Raw genomic sequence first — 17,028 nt, 5'->3', positions numbered from 1 at the left:
CGCCTTGCAGAGCAAGGCTTCGCTCCGCACGGCGCAACCCCTTCCATGGGGTTGTAATATACTAACTGTCTGCCATAGTTCGCAAACGGTACGTCCTATCCGTTTTCTCACACGCTCGCGCTGTGTGGATACGTTTCTAACTGCCGCTTACTGTAAGTTTATCAAATAATACATCCCCGGTAACAACGTTTCCGTGGATGCGGGTATTATCATATACTGCCGTCACAGCCTTCAGCAGGTCTTTCAGGTTGCCCGTAAGCACAGATTCCCTGAACGCCGAAACCGGTTCGCCGCAGCGCAGCACTACACCTGATATACCCAGCGAAAAGTCCCCGCTTACGGTATCTGCCATGTGCAGCCCCATAACATCCAGAACCTTCACCACATCGCCCTGAACAGAGGCAATTGCAGATGCTTTTTCCGTGGATGATACAACCAGATTTGAAGCGCCTATGCCGATTTTGCCTGAACCGGTGCGTACAGCGTTGGCGGTATTGGCAGTCTTCATTAATCCGGCAGTGTAGCCGTTATGAAGGTAGGATTCAAGAGTTCCTTTTGTAACAAGATGTGTCTTTACAGCGGGGGTTCCTTCATCATCAAACCTGTATGAACCTATGGCATCAAGGTGGAAAGGATCGTCCCATATGCTGAGCACGGGGGACGCAACCGTCTGCCCCAGCCTGCCTTCAAAAAGGCTCATGTGTTTCAGCACGTTCTCCGCATCGCACATTTCAGAGATAAGCTCGAAAAACTGCGCCGCTGTGCCTGAATCGAAAAGAATGCCGTATTGACCTGTTTTCAGCGGTGTCCCTCCGAGGAGGCTCACTGCGGTTTCAGCGGCTTTTTTCCCGGTAAGCATCGGTTCAAAGGGCTTGCCAAGGTAAACCGTTTCCCCCTCGTACCCTTCCTGAATGTCACCGTTTTCTTCCGCAAGACACTGGCAGAATGATGAAATAATCTGTCTGTTCCAGAGCTTACGCGCTATATGTGTTCCTGTGATTAAAGTTTTCTGGTTAACATATGAACATGAAGCTGACTTAACCGATTTTACCCTGCCGTCAAACCCTTTTGCTCCGCTTTCTGCCAGCAGCGCATATTCTTTCAGAGTTTCAACGGAAGGTTCTTCTGTTCTGTTAAGTTCCTCATAAACTTCGGGAGAGGATGGAAGGAAAACATTTTTATCCTCTTCGGTGAGCATTATCACATCCTGAGCCTCACGGAAGAAGGATTCAAGCCTTTCTTCGTTTACTCCGCCGGATGTGTAGTAGAGGATTCTGCCGTCTTTAATGACTCTGACCTTGAGGCCTGAGGATGAATTTACAGCCACATCCTCCACCGCTCCGTCCCTGACGTCCACAGTCTTTGCGCTGCCTTCTGAAAACTGTATCTCTATGCTGTCAAAGTTCTTTGTATATTTATCAATAAGCCGCCCGGCGAAGTCCATCAAAGCTCCATTGCCATTGCTGTTTCGTCACAGTCGGGAAACTTGGCGCATTTCAGGCAGTCCGACCAGATTTTTTTCGGCAGAGTGTCCTTTTCAACCTCTTTAAAGCCGAATTTCGTGAAGAAATCCGCCTTGTAGGTGAGCAGAAATATTTTTTTCGCGCCGATTTCCCTGGACATTTCCAGAACTTTCTCCACCATAACTTTGCCTATGCCGTGTCTGGAGGCATGTTCAGCGACAGCTATGGAGCGGAGTTCCACCAGATCTTCCCATGAAGGGTGCATGGCGCAGCATCCGAGGAGCTCGCCGTCCTCCTCCCATACTATAAATTCGAGTATTCTTTCGCATATCTCGCTTATGCTTAAGGAGAGCATTTCGCCTTTGGAGGCGTAAGCGTTGACCAGCTTCTGTATTTTTCTGGTATCAGCCAGAGTGGCCTTTCTGAGCATTAAAAGTTCCTGATAAACTGTTTGTATATGTACACAGCCGTTTCTTTGTCAGGAAGAAGGTTCAGCCCTTTTCTGGCCTTAATGGTGACTTTGACTTTGCCAAGCCCATGATCTTCTATGAACACAAATACATCAGCGTTGGGCAGAACAGCCTCAATCTTGCCTTCCGCTATGCTTGATGTGCGGATAACGCCGCGTTCTGCCTTGAGCACGTCAAGCATGGTTTCAAAGGCTGTTTCCGGGCTTGCGGTTATGGTATCTGATACGCCGTCGGTTGTTACGCTGTAGGTTGCACCGGCAGCCCCCGCGCCGACAACAAGAACCGCCGGAAGACATCCGTACATGAACAGTGAGACCACGGCAGCGAAAAGTACAGTTCTTAACTTCATTTTTACCTCTTTTATCGATTGGTTTTTATCATCATAAACTTGCGCATACGCCGGAAGAAATACTCCCTCCATTTTACTGATCGTATAATATTACGAAATAATTACGTTTTTATCAACGATATTTATTGACAGCGAAATTAGGGAGATCTAATATGAGGCTTGAGATGAAAAAACGCAGAAAGTTCACAAATTCTTACAGAGAGCTCTAAGGCCTTCCGCCCATTTCGGGACGGAAGGCTTTTTTTTTGAAAAAATACAGACTGCGGAGGGTCGTTGATGAGTCACGGGAAAGAGATTCTAAGCAGCGGGGAAATGGCAGGGATGATAACCAGAATGGTTTTCCAGATCCTTGAGTCAGCCCGCTCTTCGGACAATTTCGGAATCGTAGGTATTAAGAGCGGCGGCGATGTGCTCGCCCGCAGAATTGCGGATGAAATCGCAAAACACAGCGGGAAAAAGCCGGATGTAGGGTATCTGGACATCACTCTCTACCGTGATGACCTCTCACAGACGCAGATTGCAGACTTCCCTGTTATCAGAGGAACAGAGATCTCTTTCAGCGTGACAGGCAGATACATCATCCTTGTTGATGATGTTGTTTTCACCGGAAGAACGGTGAGAGCAGCCCTTGATGCCCTCACGGATTTCGGCAGACCCTCGAAAATCAGCCTGGCCGCCCTCATAGACAGAGGCCACAGGGAGCTGCCTATTCAGCCGGATTTCACGGGGAAGTCCGTTCCCACCGCGCTGAGCGAAAGTGTTCAGGTAAATTTCAGAGAAACCGCCGGAGCGGACTCTGTTTGCATAATAAAAAAATAATTCTCTAATTTATTAGGAGCAGGCAAATGTCATACAGCAGAAAAGACCTTTTAGGGATGATAGACCTCTCAAAAGAAGAGATTCTTCATCTTCTGGACACTGCGGAAAATTTCAGGGAGATAAACCACAGAGATGTGAAAAAAGTCCCTACTCTCAAAGGGAAAACAGTTGTGAACCTTTTCTTTGAGAACTCCACCCGCACGAGAACCTCCTTTGAGATAGCGGGCAAGAGGCTCTCCGCTGATACCGTAAACTTTTCCGCATCAGCCAGCAGCACAGCCAAAGGCGAAACCCTGATAGACACTGTGCACAATATTGAAGCCATGAGCACGGACATTTTCGTTGTCCGCCATGCCTACAGCGGCGCGGTTAAGTTCATAGCGGAAAATACGAAGGCATCTGTCGTGAACGCCGGAGACGGCCTTAACGAACACCCTACCCAGTCGCTTCTGGACATGCTTACCATAAAACAGCACAAAGGCAGGCTTGAGGGGCTTAATGTGGCCATCATCGGCGACATAACCCACAGCAGGGTTGCCCGCTCAAACATATGGGCTATGCCCAAAGTCGGCATAAATCTCCGCCTCTTCGGGCCGAAAACCATGCTACCACGCTGCACTGACCCTTTCGGTGCTAAAATATGCAGTAATATGGAGGAAGCTGTTGAAGGGGCGGATGTTATAATGACCCTCCGCATCCAGAGAGAGCGTCAGGGCAAGCTGCTTCTGCCTTCTGTGAAGGAATACGCCAGATACTTCGGGCTGAACGCCGCGAGACTTAAACTCTCCAACAATGCCATAGTAATGCACCCCGGACCCATTAACCGCGGGGTTGAAATATCAAGTGAAATAGCGGACTGCGGCCAGTCTGTAATCCTCCCGCAGGTGGAAAGCGGCGTGGCGGTGAGAATGGCTGTGCTTTACACGCTGGGAACAGGTCAGAGAGGTATCGAACAATGAAAACACTCCTTACAAACTGTAAGATAATCAACCACGACAGAACGCTTACCAAAAATATCCTCATTGAGGACGGCATAATAAAATCGCTCACCGACGACACCCCGGCGGCTGATAAAACCTATGACCTCAAAGGGAAAATGGTTCTTCCCGGTCTTATAGATATGCATGTTCATTTCCGTGATCCCGGCCTGGAATATAAAGAGGACATCATTTCCGGCTCATATGCGGCAGCAGCTGGCGGTGTGACAGCAGTATGCCCCATGGCAAACACCAAGCCGGTAAACGATAATGCCTTTATTACAAAATATATGGTGGACAAAGGCAAAGAACTGGGTATATGCGATATTCTCCCTGTAGGCGCCGTTACCAAAGGAATGCACGGTGAAGAGCTCACGGAGATGGGCGATATGTTCAGCGCGGGCGCATGCGCCTTTTCCGATGACGGCAAGCCTGTTCTCGGCTCGGATGTTATGCGCAGGGCTCTGGAATATGTCTCCGGCTTCGGCGGAATGATACTCAGCCACAGCGAGGACAAACAGCTTGCGGGCGAAGGTGTTATACACGAGGGAGAGGTATCTGCCATAACCGGTCTGCGCGGAATACCTTCGGAAACGGAAGAGATTATGATAGCCCGTGACATTCTCCTCGCCAAGCTCACAGGCGGGCATGTGCACATATGCCACATCAGCACCAGATACGGCGTTGAGCTTGTGAGATGGGGCAAATCGAAGGGTCTGAACGTAACCTGCGAGGTTACGCCGCACCACTTCTCACTCACCGATAAAGAGCTTCTCTCTTACGACACAAACTGCAAGATGAACCCTCCCCTGCGCAGTGCCGATGATGTTAAAGCCATGAAGGAAGGCCTCATGGACGGAACAATAGACTGCATAGCCACGGATCACGCACCCCACAGCAGGGATGAGAAGTTTCAGGAGTTTGACCTCGCCCCGTTCGGTATAACAGGGCTCCAGACTCTGGTTCCGCTCACGCTGAACCTTGTCCGCGAAGGGATCATAAACGAAAACGACTTTTCAAGGCTTTGCAGCTATGCTCCGGCGCGCCTTCTCCGCCTGAAAGGCAGAGGAATCATAGAAGAAGGAGCGCTTGCGGATATAGCGGTTATAGACCCCGACAGGGAATATGTTTTTGACAGCAAACTGAATAAATCAAAATCAACAAACACGCCGTACATGAACAAAACCCTGAAGGGGCTCTGCGTTCTTACCTTCAAGAACGGAAAAGAGGTTTATAAAGCAGATATTTAACTATAGCGCGGGCGGGGGTATCCTGCCCGCTTTTCATTTTGAGGCAACTGTATGAAAAAACTCATCATTATATTTCTTTTTGCATTCTGTACCTCAGCTTTCGGAGCAGAATCCCCATCCGTTAAAGCTGTAACTCTTGCCGCAACAGGCTCAAGCTGGGACGGCAAACCCCTCCCCCGCTATCCTGACGGACAGCCGGAAGTCACTGTTCTTAAGATAACTATTCCGGCCGGAGCTGTCCTTCCGCTGCATAAGCATCCGGTTATCAATGTCGGGGTGCTTGTTTCCGGGGAACTGAAAGTTACCGCCGAAAACGGCGACATCCTGCATCTTAAAGCCGGAGAAGCGATAGTTGAAGTCGTAAACACGTGGCACAAAGGGGAAAATACAGGAGATACTCCTGCGGAAATAATTGTCTTTTATGCGGGAACCCCTGAAACGCCGTTAAGCCTTTTTCCGGAGAGCAGCAAATAGACGTAATTTAAAAATAAAACAATAAAACATGTTTTGTTTATTTTCTCTTTTCTTTTTATTTCACAGTTGTATAGTATTTACTATCAAACCTGTGAGGTGAGTTTGTGTCCTCTGAAAACAATTCCGAAAAAACTGAAAACTGCTTTGATATATTTGATGATGATGCATTTTGCGCTGTTGAAGGTCATATAGGGTTTGACAGTGTGAAAGCTGCTCAGGAAAGAAAAGACGAAATAGAAGAGAAAATGCTGACAATTTCCATCGGTTAAATCCGTTTTAGCGTCTTGCCCGTTTAATGCGGGTGTGTTAAAGTAACTGATGATAAAACTGGTTTCAGAATTACTCAAAGAAACTTACAACATCTGCAAAACACTTTTCAGGATTATGATTCCGGTCATAATTGCTGTAAAAGTTCTCTCTGAACTGGGGATCATTAAAATCCTCTCCGCGGTTCTCAACCCTTTTATGAAGTTTATCGGTCTGCCGGGTGAACTGGGCTTGGCATGGGCAACTGCCCTTTTTACAAACATATACGGCGGAATCATAGTTTTCGTAAGCCTGTCAGACGGTCTGAACCTTACAGTTGCTCAGGCAACGATATTCGCATCAATTGTTCTTATAGCTCATTCCATGCCTGTTGAACTCCAGATTATGCGCAAATCTGGCCCCAGACTCCGTGCAATGCTGGTTCTGCGAATGGGGGGTGCTGTTGTTTACGGTTGGCTGCTCAATGTTATATACTCCGCAACCGGTACGCTTCAGGAGCCTCTTAAAATCCTCTGGGCTCCCCCTGTGCGTGATAATACACTCAGCGCGTGGGCTATGGGAGAGGTGAAAAACCTCTTCTGGATAACCTGCATTATATTCACACTTGTTGTCGTCATGCGGATTCTCCATGCTCTGGGGCTTATGAAGCTGATGGAAAACCTTCTGGGGCCTGTGCTCCGCTTTCTGGGAGTGAGCGCCCGCGCGTCCACCCTCACCATATTCGGGCTCACCATAGGCCTTTCCTACGCCGGCGGGATGATAATAAATGAGGCAAAGAGCGGTAAGCTCAGTGAGGAGGATATATTTTTCTCCATCTCACTTCTGGGTCTCTGCCACAGCCTCATAGAGGATACCCTTCTTCTGATGGTGGTTGGCGGACACCTGTCAGGCATATTCTGGGGCAGAATAATTTTCTCACTGATTATTGTAATCCTTATTCAGAGGATAATAAGAGCAATGAAGCCTGAATTTTTTCATAAAATGTTATTTTTACCTTCAAAAAATTCATAGCGTAATTTACTTTACACCCGTTTAATATTTGTTATAATTAAGATAATGTTTATCCGAGGTGAAAGATGAAAAAACTTCTCGCAGCACTGCTTGTATGTGCGGTAACGGTCGTAAGCGCCGCCGCATATGAAATGAAAGGCGCTTACTATTTCGGCCCCTATTCCGGCTACAAAGCATTTGACGACAAATCTGATCTGAAAAATGATGTAGAAGCCGGACTTAAACTCGGATACTTCATCACTGAACATTGGGCTGCGGAACTTTCCGGCGGCTATGCTGATGCTGAGTATGACTCTAAAAGCGGCTCTGAGGATGTGTTCACTCCCGGACTTCACGCCGTTTATCATTTCAGACCCGCTATGGACAGGGCGCTTCTTCCCTTCCTTCAGGCCGGTATCGAAGCGCGCATAGCAGATGATACTGATACAGGACTTGCCGTTGGCGGCGGTCTTAAATACCTCTTCACCAAAAATTTCGGCGGTGATGTTTCCTTCAAAAACATCTACTTCGGCGAAGGCAAACACGACCAGCTTATGGCTGTGTCTTTAGCATACTTCTTCGGCGTAAAAGAGAAAGCCGCTGTAAAAGCTGCTGAACCCGCTCCTGCTGCGGTTGCTGCTGCACCTGTTGAGGAGCCCGCTCCTATGGCCGCTGCTGTTGCTGATGAGAAAAAAGAAGCTGCCGCTGTTGTTGCTGCTCCGGTTGATTCAGACGGAGACGGCGTTTACGATGATGAGGACCAGTGCCCCGGCACTCCTATGGGCTACAGTGTGAATGAAAAAGGCTGCTTCAAAAGCATGAAACTCCTCATCAACTTCGCAAATAACAGTGATGTGATAGATGCGGCCGGTATGGCAAAAATTCAGGAATTTGCCGATTTCATGAAGGCTACTCCCGTTCTTAATGTGGAAATTCAGGGGCATACAGACAGCAAAGGCAGCGATGCCTATAACCAGAAACTCTCTGAAAAAAGAGCGAAAGCCGTTGCGGCTGCCCTCGTTAAACAAGGTGTTGAATCCGGAAGAATCACTTCAAAAGGCTACGGAGAGACAAAACCTGTTGCTTCAAACGATACTGTTGAAGGCAGAGCGGAAAACAGACGCATAGAAGCTGTTGCCGTTGACGCTGACGGTGACAAAGTCAAATCTCAGAAGCCTGAATAAACGAATTAAGAAACATATAATCAAACAAGGGGGCTATTGTTAAGCCCCCTTTCTTTTTTCTCTCCATTTCTGACATTTATTTTATCACAGACTTAACACCAAAATGTAATCATTTGCTAATTAAAAAACTTTCTTATTACGTATTCTGACGAAGTTATGACACTGAGACTCTGTATCTGTAGATTATGATTAAGTACATGTGATTAAAGAGTTAATTTATAATTAGCAACATTTAATAAATACGATAATCACATAACACATGTCTAACATTTTTCACTTATCCTCCTGCTTGGTTGTTACACCAAAAAACTTACGGAGGACTTAAATTGAAAACGAAACTTTTTAAGTTACTGCTTCTCGTTCTTACTCTCAGTGTTCTTGCCGCCTGCGGTTCGGACGGAAATGACGGAAGCACAGGAAAAGACGGACAGGACGGCGAAGACGCATGGGCGCTTCCCAAACATGTAATCCTTTTTATAGGCGACGGTATGCACGAAGAGCACGAAGCAGCCGCAAGCCGCTATTACTACGGCGATGAAACCAGCCTTGTATGGAAGGATTCATCAGTATTCCCCTACTCCAACTACGCAACCACATGGGATGTAACCGCTTATAACACCCTCGCATCAGAAAGAAGCGAAGCAAGCTACGCAGCAGATACTTTCAGCGGCAGAACAGGCTTCGATGTCCTTCAGATGGGGCTTTCATCAATTACTAAAGACAAATACTTTCTCGATTCCTCAATGGGCGCGGCTGCCACAGACTCCGCATCCGCAGGAACGGCTATAGCAACAGGTGTCAAAACTGATGCAGGCAACATAGCATGGGAATCAGGCGACCCTGCTAACGGCGAGATTCAGACAATAGCCGAGTACTACAAGGCTAAGACAACACCCGGCAAAATAGGCGTTGTTACAACAGTGCCTATCTCGCACGCCACGCCCGCTGCATTTGTGAGCCACAACGTATACAGAAACAACTATCACGCGATATTCACTGAAATCAGCACTGTAACAAAACCAGACGTGGTAATAGGCGGAGGTCATCCTCAGGTTTATAACGAAACCTACCTTACAACCGCTCAGCTTACCACTGTTCAGGGCGATGCTTCCTATGAATATGTTGCGAGGAACACAGGCACTGACGGCGCAACAGCCCTTGCAGCAGCAACTGCTAACGCCGTGACAAACGGAACAGGACTTTTCGGAGTGTTCGGCAGCGCAGGCGGGCAGATAGCCACTCCCACAGTTACTGATACTCCCGGCACACCCTCTTTCACAAAGACAGAGAATGAGAGCCCCGTTCTTGCCGAATCCACTGAGGCGGCGCTTACTGTTCTCAGTTCAGGCGGCGGCGCAGGCGGTTTCTTTGTCATGCTTGAACAGGGTGACATTGACTGGACAAACCACTCCAACGATTACAAAGGAATGGTGGGCGGTGTGCTTGACCTTCACTACGCAGTGGAAAAAGCGGAAGAGATGATTGATAACGGCGTTAACGGCATGAGCTGGGCAAACACCACAATCATAGTCACTTCCGACCACGGCAACAGCTACCTGAGATTCAACAGAGGCAAAACCAATGGTCTCGGCGATCTTCCCCTGCAGGAAGTTAAGACAGTCTCCAACTGCCCTGCCGGAAACTATTGCGGCAGCTATGTTTATCCTGACGGCGAAGTATTCTACGGAACAGGCGGACACACTAACGAGCTTGTATCTGTTTATGCAAAAGGCGCGGACATCAGCAAGCTCACTGCGCGTCAGGGCGTTCTCTACCACGGAACGGCACTCATAGACAATACAGACCTTTTCAGAGTAATGAAATCGATTGCTGATGCAAACCGCAACGTAATCCTCTTTATCGGTGACGGTATGCAGAAGGCTCACGAAATAGCCGCTTCACGTTATATGTTTGGCATAAATAACCCCGAAGCGCTCTCTTTCCATTCTTTCGATTTCAAAGCAAACTGCACAACATGGGATATTGACACTTACAACTCATACGCAGCAGCAAAAGGCAAAGACCTCTACTCTGTTGCTAAGATGAACAACAGGATCGAGTACGGCATAGTCGGCTACGATGTAGCAGTTGCAGGAAGCTACTCTTACCCCCAGCTTGAGGAAGAGTACATCCGCAGATATGCGGCGACAGACTCCGCATCCGCAGGCACTGCCCTTGCCACAGGCAACAAAACGGTTGACGGCAACATCGCATGGCTCCCCGGTGATCTGGCTGGCGGAAACCTTAAAACCATAGCTGAAAAAGTCAAATCTCAGAGAAAAGGAGCAATTGGCGTGGTCACCACTGTTCCCTTCTCACACGCCACTCCTGCCGCTTTCGTATCCCATAATGTTAGCAGAAACAACTATGGTGAAATAGCCGCGGAAATAATCACAACAACAAGACCCGATGTAGTAATCGGCGCAGGACACCCCTCATATGTAGGCACTCCTTCCGCACCGAACTATCAGTACATCACTCAGGCTTCCTACAACGCTATAAAGGCAGATAAAGGTTACATTTTTGTGGAGAGAACAAACGGTGTGACAGGCGGAACTTCACTTCTCAGCGCTGCTGACAGTGCGGTAACGGCTAAGAAAAAACTCTTCGGTCTCTTCGGCGGTACAGGCGGACAGGTTGCCACCCCCACAGTCACAGACACTCCCGGAGCACCCACATTCGCAGCTACTGATTCCGAAAGCCCCCTTCTGGCTGATTCAACCGAAGCGGCTCTCAGGGTTCTTGCGCAGAACTCCAACGGATTCTTCCTTATGGTTGAACAGGGAGACATAGACTGGACAAACCATGCAAACGATTACAAAGGCATGGTGGGCGGCGTAATCGACCTTGAATACGCAGTTAAGAAAGCTATGGAGTTCGTTGATCAGCCCGGCGACAACATCGACTGGTCCAACACACTTCTCATAGTCACATCCGACCACGGAAACAGCTTCCTCAGGCTGAACAATACGCTGAAACCCGGCCTCGGCGACCTTCCCGCTCAGCAGAGCTATGTTGCTCCCTGCCCCGGTACATGGTGCGGCAGCAATATTTACCCTGACGGAGAAGTATTCTACGGAACAGGCGGACACACCAACGAGCTTGTCTCTGTGTACGCAAAAGGTGATTTTGCAGGTGAAACCTTCAGCAAATACAACGGTAAGATGTATGACGAAGGTGTAACCAAAATCATTGACAACACATTCATATTCAAGGCTATGGCAAACTTCCTCGGAGTGACAGTAAGCCAGTAACCTCCTCAATAACGCCCGCAAAAGCCCGTGAGATTCGTTTCTCACGGGCTTTTTTATTGCCAAATCATGGGAAGATATATAATAATTCTCTCCTATGAATCTTTTATCAATCGAAAAACTTAAGAAAAACTATGGCGACAGGACAATATTCGAGAACGTAACCTTCGGGCTGAATGAGGGTGACAAAGCCGCCATAATCGGCATAAACGGCAGCGGCAAATCAACCCTGCTTAAGATTATCGCAGGGATTGAAGAGGCTGACGGCGGAAATATCGCTATCAATAAATCATGCTCCATAAATTATTTATCGCAGTTACCTGATGTATTGCCTCATGTCAGTGTGATCGACTATATCTTCAAGTCCGACACGCCGACAATGCGCCTTATAAAGCGCTACGAACAGCTTTGTCATACCGACAGCCCGGAACTGCATAAACTCATGGCAGAACTGGATGCAAAAAACGCATGGGGATATGAATACAGCGTAAAATCTGTTCTGGGCGAGCTGGGAATACATGATTACAACATGAAAATGGGTGAACTCTCCGGCGGCATGGCTAAAAAGGTCTCACTCGCTCAGGCGCTCATTGACGAAGGGAGTCTGCTCATACTGGACGAACCGACCAACCATCTTGACATAGACACTGTGGAATGGCTCCAGAACCATCTGGAAACCACTAAAAAGACTGTTCTGCTTGTCACGCACGACAGATACTTTCTTGATAATGTCTGTAACGTTATTTTTGAGATAGACGAAGGCAGATTCACCCGCTACGACGGCAACTACTCATTTTATCTGGAGAAAAAAGCAGAAGCCGAAGCCCACGAGCAACGCAGACAGGACAGGCTGACTAATATTCTCCGCAATGAGCTTGTATGGCTGCGCAGAAGCCCCAAGGCACGCACCACCAAGCAGAAGGCAAGGATAGACCGTGCCGCGGTTATTCAGGACAGCATTGTCCGTAAAACGGAAAAGGAGCTTGAACTCAAAACCCTCGGACGGAGACTTGGCGGCAAAATACTTGACCTCAAAGATGTTTCCAAAGCTTACGGGGATAAGGTTCTGTTCCGTGATTTCAGCTACTCCTTCAAAAAAGGAGAAAAGCTGGGGATCGCAGGGGCAAACGGAAGCGGGAAATCAACCTTCCTGCGCATCCTCACAGGAGAGGAAGCACCGGACAGCGGAGTTGCGGACATAGGGGTAAACACATTTTTCGGAGTGTTCGACCAGCACAGCAAAGAGCTTGACCCTGAGATGAAGGTTATTCAGTACATTGAGGAAACAGCGAAAAATATCAAACTTGACAACGGACTGACCCTGTCCGCCACACTGATGCTTGAGCGTTTCCTTTTCCCGAAAGACAGCCACTACCGCCCGATCAGCAAGCTTTCAGGCGGTGAAAAACGAAGGCTGCATCTTGTGAACGAGCTTATCAAAAACCCTAACTTTATCATTCTGGATGAACCTACCAACGACCTTGATATACAGACCCTAAGCGTGCTTGAGGATTTCCTTGAGGACTTCGGCGGCTGTGCCGTTGTGGTTTCCCACGACAGATACTTCATGGACAGAGTCTGCGACACTATGTTTATCTTCAAGGGTGACGGAGTGTTTGAGCATTTTCCCGGCAGTTATTCCAACTGGCTGGAATCCAGAACCAAGGTAAAAGATAAGCCCGCAGAGAAGAAGGAAGCCCCAAAACCTGCGCAGGAGAAGAAGCGTAAGCTCACTTACGCCGAAAAGAAGGAATACGAAGGCATAGAGGCAGAAATAAGCCGCCTTGAAGGTGAACTGGCGGACATGACGGCGGAGCTTGGAAAAGGCGGAAGCGACTACTCCCGCCTTGCGGAACTGCAACAGAAGATAGATGCCGCTGAAACCGAGCTCCTCGAAAAAATGGAGCATTGGGAGTATTTAAGCGGGTTGGAGTGAGATTGCTTCGTCACGTTGTTCCTCGCAAAGACTGTAAGCCAGGGTCACTACGAGCTTCCGCAGGAAGAGTGGTAGTCTCAGTTTTTTTATCAAAAACATAAGCGGGTTGGAATAACCCGCCTAATTTAACTATCGCTGTCATCATCCCCAAGTTCTTTTAAAAGCGTTTCGTATTTTGCTGATTCAAACTCGAAATCCTCTGTGGATTTTTCAAGTTGAGTAAAAAGCTTCTCTATTTCCGATTCCCATTCGTTAAGCTCCTTTGAGAGTGAGCTTATTTTGGCGGTGTCGCCGCTCTCGGAAGCGGCTACGAGGAGGCTGTTTATATCCGCCATTCTTTTCTCGGCGGTTTCTATGGCTGTTTCAGTGTCACGGACTCTTTTTTCAAGCGGAGCAACAACCCTGCTCTTCTCGCTCAGGAGATCGGAGCGGCGCTTTCTCAGCTCTTTTTTTGTCAGCTTGCCCTGAGAAGTGACTTTCTTTTTCGGTTTTGTGGTTTCCTCCTCTTCGTCCCAGCCCTCTTTCTCAAGAAATTCGGCGTATGTGCCGTCAAAAACGCTTATGCTGTTATTTTTGAAGACTATAAGCCTGTCCGCCAGAGCGTGGAGAAACATCTCATTGTGGGTGATAAGCAGCAGAGTTCCCGGAAAGTCGTCCAGAGCCTCAAGGAGCGAGTCGCAGGACTGCATGTCAAGGTGGTTCGTAGGTTCATCCAGCATGAGGAAGTTAAGATGCTGGGCAAGGAGCTTGCCGAGCATCACCCTGCTTTTCTCGCCGCCGGAAAGAACGCCTATCTTCTTAAGCGCCGAGTCCCCTTCAAACATCATTATCCCGGCGATATTTCTGGCTCTCTGCCTGTCCACATCCGGCGCAGTCTGGAGGAGTTCCTCCTCTATTGTCCGCCTGTCGTCCAGAGTTTTTATATTTGTTTGTTCGTAAAAGCCTTTTTCTATACCGGGTCCGTAGTAAACCTCTCCCGCGTCCGGCTTCATCTCGCCTGCCAGAAGCTTGAGGAGGGTTGTTTTACCTTTGCCGTTTTTACCGATAATGCAGACACGCTCACCTGTGGTGATATTTATGCTGAAATCATTAATAAGCGGATCGTTTTTATCATAGCCGAAGGTTATTCCCTTAGCGTTCAGGCCTGTTTTGCCCTCATAGGGCTTATAGCGGAAGCCGAAGTCCAGATCTTTTATATCCTCAAGCTTTGCCCTTGAGCCCATCTTCTCAAGCATCTTCACCCTTGATTGGGCACGGCTTGCAAGAGATGCCTTCGATTTGAAGCGGGTGATGAACGCCTCAACCTCTTTGCGTTTCTGTTCCTCGTTCAGGCGGGTTTTCTCGTAGATCTCCTCTTCCATGGCTATCTGCTCATAGAGCTTGCCTGTGTCCCCTTCTATTTTGCGGATCTTTTTACGGTGGATCGCAACTGTGTGGGTAACAACGGCATCCATAAAGCTTCTGTCGTGAGTGATCAGCATCAGCTCACTCTTCCAGCTTCTCAGAAAGTTCTCCAGCCAGCGGACGGAGGTGATGTCCAGATAGTTTGTCGGTTCATCCAGCAGCAGCATGTTAGGCTCAGAAACCAGAACCTTAGCCAGATCCAGACGCACCTGATAACCCCCGGAAAACTCGGACGGATGGCGATACATGTCATCCTCAGTAAATCCAAGGCCGAAAAGTATTTTCTCCACCTTCCAGACCTGTCCCTCGTCCTCTTCCCGAAGCCCTTTGCAGCCTTCCTCAATCACTGTGTTCTCCGTGAAGTCAAGGTGCTGCTTAAGGTGTCCTATCACATATCTTTTCGGGAAACTCACCTGACCGGAATCAGGCGTTTCCTCTCCTATCATCATGCGGAAAATAGTTGTTTTTCCGTGTCCGTTTCTGCCGACCAGCCCAGCCCTTTCGCCTTTATTTAAACGGAATGAGGCATCCTCAAGGAGAACCTGCCCGCCGTAGCTTTTACTTATGTTTTCAACGTTTACCATCGTATGTACTCCACAAAATTTACACCGCTCCAGTCTGAGGGCGGGTATAATCTACTGGAAATCTTTGCAAAAGTGAAGGATAATGCGCCGATTCAAACTTTATTAACAGGAGTATCAGACATGATTCCGGTCATTTCATTTGTAGGAAGCAGCAACAGCGGCAAAACAACGCTAGTTGAGCAGGTAATCAAAATACTTTCGGATAAGGGAATCCGCATATCCCTTATCAAGCACGATGCCCATGGGTTCGAGATAGACCATGAGGGCAAAGACACATGGCGGCACAAAAAAGCCGGAGCCGTGCGGGTGCTTATATCATCCCCCGCTAAATACGCAATGATTGCTGACGGAGAGGCCGATTTGGGCGATATGCTCTATATGGCGGGTGACGGTGATATTGACCTTATAGTTATTGAAGGCTATAAGTCGTCCTCACTGCCCAAGATCGAGGTTTTCAGGGAAGCAAACGGCAAAAAGCCTGTGTGTACAGGTCATGCAAGCCTGCTTGCCGTAGCAACGGACACACCGGACAGCGAACAGCTTAAGAGTGCGCCCATGCTGCTTGATATAAACGACCCGCAGGCGGTAGTCCGCTTCATTGAAGAGCGCATACTCTGTGAGGAGAAACCTTTTCCCTTTGTCAGCCTTGTGGCGGACGGCAAAAAGATCGACCTCAACCGTTTTGCCTCCTTCTCACTGGCAAACACACTGAAAGGCTATCTGAAATCGTTGAAAGGCGCGGAAGATGCTGTGGAATTTGAGATAAAAGTCAGTATGAAAAAATAGAATCCAAAAGGCCACGGGGCGGGATGTCTGCTAAAATCCCTGAGCGAAAAACGCAGGGGAATCAGGGCGCCCGCTCCGGTGTGTTTATTTTAGTATGCGTCGTAATTTCCCGCCATGCTTGACACCTGCTGTCTTTGATATAAAATTGATATTCAGATGGGGGCAGAAAATGGAAAGAATCAAAGAGCTTATACAAATCAACCGTTCTTACCGCAGGTTTGACAACTCAAAAAAGCTTGATATGGGCTTTCTGGAAGATCTTATCTATTCAGCAAGAATGTCTCAGAGTGCGGCCAATCTCCAGCCTCTCCGCTACATCACAGTTACTGATGAGGAAAAGGCTGAGCAGGTTTTCTCAACCCTTGGCTGGGCAGGGTATCTTAAGGAGTGGGACGGTCCGGATCCGGATGAACAGCCGGTGGCTTATATTGTTGTTCTCAGCACTAAGGATTCTTCGTATGCTCAGGTGGATGCAGGGCTTGCCATGCAGAATATGTGCCTCACGGCTATTGCCGCCGGTGTGGGCTCATGCATACTCGGCAACATCAAAAAGGAGCGTCTGGCGCAGATTCTGGAGCTTGAGGACGACCTGACGATACTGTATGTGATAGCTCTCGGCTATCCGGTTGAGAATGTTCAGGTTATCAGCATAAGAGAAGCGCCCGATCACAAATATTTCAGAGATGAAAAAGGGAATCATTATGTCCCTAAGAGATGTATAGACGACCTGCTTATTAAGGAACTGTAGGGGAGATTGCTTCACTCCTGCGGAGTTCGCAATGACAGACAGCTCCGGGGATGCAGCTGCGCCGTGCAAAGCAAAA

Annotated in this window: 15 protein-coding genes; 11 read left to right on the top strand and 4 right to left on the bottom strand. The window is 48.3% G+C overall.

From position 1 onward, the window contains the following. Positions 1–136: 136 nt before the first annotated feature. From OSQ85_RS11305 to OSQ85_RS11295, 3 genes are read right to left on the bottom strand one after another with little or no spacing between them, the layout of a single operon-like run. Positions 137–1,444: a TldD/PmbA family protein gene (locus tag OSQ85_RS11305; protein WP_265823177.1), complete on the bottom strand. Its 1,308-nt coding sequence runs from the start codon at positions 1,442–1,444 to the stop codon at positions 137–139. Then, positions 1,444–1,893, bottom strand: coding sequence for an N-acetyltransferase (locus OSQ85_RS11300; protein ID WP_265823176.1), 450 nt, complete (start codon positions 1,891–1,893; stop codon positions 1,444–1,446). The genes OSQ85_RS11305 and OSQ85_RS11300 overlap by 1 nt, the downstream gene beginning before the upstream one ends. Further along, positions 1,893–2,282, bottom strand: a complete 390-nt coding sequence (locus OSQ85_RS11295; RefSeq protein WP_265823174.1) for a hypothetical protein — start codon at positions 2,280–2,282, stop codon at positions 1,893–1,895. The genes OSQ85_RS11300 and OSQ85_RS11295 overlap by 1 nt, the downstream gene beginning before the upstream one ends. 276 nt (positions 2,283–2,558) lie before the next feature. On the opposite strand from OSQ85_RS11295, the gene pyrR reads away from it, so the two are divergent. The 9 genes from pyrR to abc-f all read left to right on the top strand — a co-directional run bounded on the left by pyrR (position 2,559) and on the right by abc-f (position 13,430). Next, positions 2,559–3,101 (top strand): bifunctional pyr operon transcriptional regulator/uracil phosphoribosyltransferase PyrR, encoded by a 543-nt coding sequence (pyrR, locus tag OSQ85_RS11290; protein WP_265823172.1) that lies wholly within the window; start codon positions 2,559–2,561, stop codon positions 3,099–3,101. Between the two features lie 26 nt (positions 3,102–3,127). After that, the gene (locus OSQ85_RS11285) at positions 3,128–4,060 is read left to right on the top strand and encodes an aspartate carbamoyltransferase catalytic subunit (protein WP_265823171.1); all 933 of its coding nucleotides are present in this window, start codon (positions 3,128–3,130) and stop codon (positions 4,058–4,060) included. Then, the gene (locus OSQ85_RS11280) at positions 4,057–5,328 is read left to right on the top strand and encodes a dihydroorotase (RefSeq protein WP_265823169.1); all 1,272 of its coding nucleotides are present in this window, start codon (positions 4,057–4,059) and stop codon (positions 5,326–5,328) included. The genes OSQ85_RS11285 and OSQ85_RS11280 overlap by 4 nt, the downstream gene beginning before the upstream one ends. Before the next feature lie 51 nt (positions 5,329–5,379). Then, positions 5,380–5,802 (top strand): cupin domain-containing protein, encoded by a 423-nt coding sequence (locus tag OSQ85_RS11275; RefSeq protein ID WP_265823167.1) that lies wholly within the window; start codon positions 5,380–5,382, stop codon positions 5,800–5,802. Between the two features lie 104 nt (positions 5,803–5,906). Then, positions 5,907–6,071 (top strand): hypothetical protein, encoded by a 165-nt coding sequence (locus OSQ85_RS11270; protein ID WP_265823165.1) that lies wholly within the window; start codon positions 5,907–5,909, stop codon positions 6,069–6,071. Positions 6,072–6,120: 49 nt separating this feature from the next. Continuing rightward, on the top strand, positions 6,121–7,080 hold the full coding sequence (locus OSQ85_RS11265) for a nucleoside recognition domain-containing protein (RefSeq protein ID WP_265823163.1): 960 nt from the start codon (positions 6,121–6,123) through the stop codon (positions 7,078–7,080). Positions 7,081–7,145: 65 nt separating this feature from the next. Continuing rightward, the gene (locus tag OSQ85_RS11260; protein ID WP_265823162.1) at positions 7,146–8,243 is read left to right on the top strand and encodes an OmpA family protein; all 1,098 of its coding nucleotides are present in this window, start codon (positions 7,146–7,148) and stop codon (positions 8,241–8,243) included. 326 nt (positions 8,244–8,569) lie between these two features. Next, the gene (locus OSQ85_RS11255) at positions 8,570–11,497 is read left to right on the top strand and encodes an alkaline phosphatase (RefSeq protein ID WP_265823160.1); all 2,928 of its coding nucleotides are present in this window, start codon (positions 8,570–8,572) and stop codon (positions 11,495–11,497) included. Between the two features lie 94 nt (positions 11,498–11,591). Then, positions 11,592–13,430, top strand: a complete 1,839-nt coding sequence (gene abc-f, locus OSQ85_RS11250; protein ID WP_265823158.1) for a ribosomal protection-like ABC-F family protein — start codon at positions 11,592–11,594, stop codon at positions 13,428–13,430. Positions 13,431–13,555: 125 nt separating this feature from the next. Here abc-f and OSQ85_RS11245 read toward each other — a convergent pair whose 3' ends face one another. Next, a complete protein-coding gene (locus tag OSQ85_RS11245; protein WP_265823156.1) occupies positions 13,556–15,418 on the bottom strand; it encodes an ABC-F family ATP-binding cassette domain-containing protein in 1,863 nt (620 codons plus the stop codon). A gap of 120 nt (positions 15,419–15,538) precedes the next feature. Between OSQ85_RS11245 and mobB the strand changes: the two genes are divergently transcribed. Together mobB and OSQ85_RS11235 are read left to right on the top strand one after the other, a co-directional pair. Beyond that, on the top strand, positions 15,539–16,204 hold the full coding sequence (gene mobB, locus OSQ85_RS11240) for a molybdopterin-guanine dinucleotide biosynthesis protein B (protein WP_265823154.1): 666 nt from the start codon (positions 15,539–15,541) through the stop codon (positions 16,202–16,204). 169 nt (positions 16,205–16,373) lie between these two features. Beyond that, positions 16,374–16,952 (top strand): nitroreductase family protein, encoded by a 579-nt coding sequence (locus tag OSQ85_RS11235; protein ID WP_265823153.1) that lies wholly within the window; start codon positions 16,374–16,376, stop codon positions 16,950–16,952. Positions 16,953–17,028: the final 76 nt, after the last annotated feature.

It is taken from the genome of Geovibrio ferrireducens, from assembly GCF_026226615.1.
In the GTDB taxonomy this organism is placed as follows: domain Bacteria; phylum Chrysiogenota; class Deferribacteres; order Deferribacterales; family Geovibrionaceae; genus Geovibrio; species Geovibrio ferrireducens.
This window is presented reverse-complemented; position numbering and strand designations above follow the sequence as displayed.

What these genes read in the sequence shown, in the direction of transcription:
- mobB (WP_265823154.1), top strand. Translation starts at nt 15,539, where the DNA reads ATGATTCCGGTCATTTCATTTGTAGGAAGCAGCAACAGCGGCAAAACA.
- OSQ85_RS11265 (WP_265823163.1), top strand. Translation starts at nt 6,121, where the DNA reads ATGATAAAACTGGTTTCAGAATTACTCAAAGAAACTTACAACATCTGC.
- OSQ85_RS11245 (WP_265823156.1), bottom strand. Translation starts at nt 15,418, where the DNA reads ATGGTAAACGTTGAAAACATAAGTAAAAGCTACGGCGGGCAGGTTCTC.
- OSQ85_RS11305 (WP_265823177.1), bottom strand. Translation starts at nt 1,444, where the DNA reads ATGGACTTCGCCGGGCGGCTTATTGATAAATATACAAAGAACTTTGAC.
- OSQ85_RS11280 (WP_265823169.1), top strand. Translation starts at nt 4,057, where the DNA reads ATGAAAACACTCCTTACAAACTGTAAGATAATCAACCACGACAGAACG.
- OSQ85_RS11285 (WP_265823171.1), top strand. Translation starts at nt 3,128, where the DNA reads ATGTCATACAGCAGAAAAGACCTTTTAGGGATGATAGACCTCTCAAAA.
- OSQ85_RS11275 (WP_265823167.1), top strand. Translation starts at nt 5,380, where the DNA reads ATGAAAAAACTCATCATTATATTTCTTTTTGCATTCTGTACCTCAGCT.
- OSQ85_RS11300 (WP_265823176.1), bottom strand. Translation starts at nt 1,893, where the DNA reads ATGCTCAGAAAGGCCACTCTGGCTGATACCAGAAAAATACAGAAGCTG.
- pyrR (WP_265823172.1), top strand. Translation starts at nt 2,559, where the DNA reads ATGAGTCACGGGAAAGAGATTCTAAGCAGCGGGGAAATGGCAGGGATG.
- abc-f (WP_265823158.1), top strand. Translation starts at nt 11,592, where the DNA reads ATGAATCTTTTATCAATCGAAAAACTTAAGAAAAACTATGGCGACAGG.
- OSQ85_RS11260 (WP_265823162.1), top strand. Translation starts at nt 7,146, where the DNA reads ATGAAAAAACTTCTCGCAGCACTGCTTGTATGTGCGGTAACGGTCGTA.
- OSQ85_RS11295 (WP_265823174.1), bottom strand. Translation starts at nt 2,282, where the DNA reads ATGAAGTTAAGAACTGTACTTTTCGCTGCCGTGGTCTCACTGTTCATG.
- OSQ85_RS11235 (WP_265823153.1), top strand. Translation starts at nt 16,374, where the DNA reads ATGGAAAGAATCAAAGAGCTTATACAAATCAACCGTTCTTACCGCAGG.